The organism is Leuconostoc sp. (assembly GCF_965300815.1).
Genome location: NZ_CBDKZH010000145.1, coordinates 1 through 2,786 on the forward strand (window position 1 = coordinate 1; position 2,786 = coordinate 2,786).

General features: G+C 45.8%; 2 protein-coding genes. Both read right to left on the minus strand.

Annotated elements, in window-relative coordinates:
- On the minus strand, nucleotides 1–276 hold a 276-nt coding region (locus ACW12G_RS07405), incomplete at its 3' end, for an RNA-binding S4 domain-containing protein (protein WP_455647654.1).
- A 27-nt stretch (nucleotides 277–303) separates the two neighbouring features.
- Nucleotides 304–2,786: transcription-repair coupling factor (gene mfd / locus ACW12G_RS07410; RefSeq protein ID WP_455647655.1), on the minus strand; the 2,483-nt coding region annotated here is incomplete at its 5' end.

The window sequence follows — 2,786 nt, forward strand, 5'->3', positions numbered from 1 at the left end:
ATCGCTATCCGTACGGAAATCTTGCGCAAATGTTTCACTCACAATTTCATACATATCAGCGGCTTCGTCTTTTTTGGTTGTTTCAACGATTTTTAAGACCTTAACCGTCAACGTTTTATTTCCAAAACGGATTTCCAATTCGTCATTAGTTGACACATCAGATGATGACTTGGCCACTTTACCATTAATTGAAATACGGCCTTGGTCTGAAATTTCTTTTGCTACCGTCCGACGCTTAATCAGTCGTGACACTTTTAAATATTTATCTAATCGCATAATGTTCTCTTTTCTGGATAACAGTCGTTATCCCTGACTTTCTTGTTGTTTCGCAATGACGACACGTAAATAATCCTTCAGGATATGGAGCCAAATGCTACTTTCGGCGACGTCATTGACAGTCATGATGACTTGTAATTGCCCTGACTCTGACCGGACTGCGACCTTTAACGGTACGTCAACCAGGGTCGCAAATACCGCTTCCCCAGCCAAGCGGGCTTTCGCTTCTGGGCTAAAGGTCATTACCAGTTGTTGGCGTTGTCGACGAATATTGGTCACTTGGGCTTGATCAGCTAGCTGTTTGATCTGCCCTACCAAAAGCAAACGCGCGACCTCATCTGGCATATCGCCAAAACGATCCAGCATATCCGCTTCAATATCTGCAAAGTCGTCATCTGTACGTGCTTGTCGAATACGGGTATATAATTCAATTTTTTGCGCATTATCCGCCACGTAGTCTTCTGGCAAATAGGCCAAAACACCCAAAATCAATTCCGCATCGGTTTCTTGTTGTGCAGGTGTGGCGTCATGGTGCCCTTGTTTCTTGGCTACAGCTTCTTTAAGCAGTTGGGTATACATGTCATAACCCACTGAATCAATAAAGCCGTGTTGTTGTTTCCCTAATAAATCACCAGCGCCACGAATACTCAAATCACGCATGGCAATCCGGAAACCGGAACCTAATTCCGTAAAATCACGAATCGCCGCTAGGCGCTTTTCTGCTTCTTCACTGGGTGTCCGTGAAAAAGGATAAGTGAAGTAGGCATAGGCCAAACGGGTTGAACGACCGACACGACCACGTAACTGATAGAGTTGCGATAAGCCCATGTGATCCGCATTTTCAACAATGAGTGTGTTGGCATTCGGAATATCCACACCGGTTTCAATGATGGTAGTGGTCACCAAAACATCATAATTCCCATTCAAAAAATCAAATAGGACGCTTTCCAATTGCGTTTCAGACATTTGCCCGTGAATCGCCGCCACGCGTGCGGATGGGACTAATTCTTCAATTTGACTGACCACACGGTCCAAGTCAGCCACCCGATTGTGCAAATAAAACACCTGGCCATCACGTGCCAGCTCTTTTTCTATGGCATTACGCACAATGGTCCAGTCCGCTTCCAATACATAGGTTTGGATCGGGAAACGATTAGCTGGTGGCGTTTCAATCACTGATAAATCACGCGCACCAACCATCGCCATATTTAACGTTCTTGGGATTGGCGTTGCAGTCAATGTCAGGACGTCAACACTGTGACGCAACTGCTTCAACCGCTCCTTATGCTTCACCCCAAAGCGTTGTTCTTCATCAATAACTAAGAGGCCTAGATCAGCAAACGTCACATCTTGGCTTAACAAACGATGCGTGCCCACCACGATGTCAATTTCATGTGCCTTTAGCTTAGCAATCACCGCTTTATTTTGTGCCGGCGTTTGAAAGCGGCTTAACACCCCAATTTTCAATTCAGGAAATGCACTAAAGCGCGCCAACATTGTCTCATAGTGTTGTTGGACTAAGATTGTTGTTGGTGCCAGAAAGGCAACTTGCTTGCCCGCATGCGCTGCTTTGAAAATCGCCCGTAAGGCCACTTCCGTTTTACCAAAACCAACATCGCCAACCAACAGCCGATCCATTGGCCGTGGTTTTTGCATGTCCGCTTTGATTTCTTCAATCGATCTCATCTGGTCAGGTGTTTCTGGATAACCAAATGCCGTATCAAACTTCAGTTGCGCCGTATCATCTGGTGGAAAAGCATATCCAGCTTCCGCTTCCCGTTGGGCATATAACTCAAGCAGATCATCCGCAATGTCTTCTATTTTAGCTGCGACTTGGCGCTTGGTCTTCGCCCACTCGGTACCACCCAACTTATTTAACTTGGGTGCCTTAGCAGCATCAGAAGCCCCAATATATTTTTGAATCAAATTTAATTGGGTAACAGGAATAAAAATCTTGGCATTTTTTTGATAAGCAATCGTGAGGTAATCTTGCTTGCCACCATCAACCGTCATGGTCTGTAAGCCTTCATAACGGCCAATACCATGGTTAACGTGGACAACATAATCGCCCACATTTAACTCATTATATGACTTCAACCGTTCAGCATTCGCCATTTGTCGCGGACGTGGTGTTGTCCGGCGTGACTTAGCAAACAGTTCGTGAGCCGTTAACACCGTAAGGTGCAACTGAGGCCATTCAAAACCGGCTGACAAATCCCCAGCCATCATTTGAACATGATGAGGCTGGACCGTGCGGGTCTCCAGCACAGGCTGTTCTAAATCAGTCAACGAGCTCTGGAAATTTTGCCGTTGTTTGGCATCATCAAGCAACAAAATGGTAGTAGTCCCCGCCCCTTGGGCCTGATCAAGATCCGTCATTAGTGCTGGCATTTGACCATAATATTGATTTGCCGGTCGCGTGGTCACTTCAACGAGATTTGTCCATTTCATTTGACTTAGGCCACGCTTAAAATTCGCCAAATACAAGGTTGCCCGCTTGTCTTGATGCA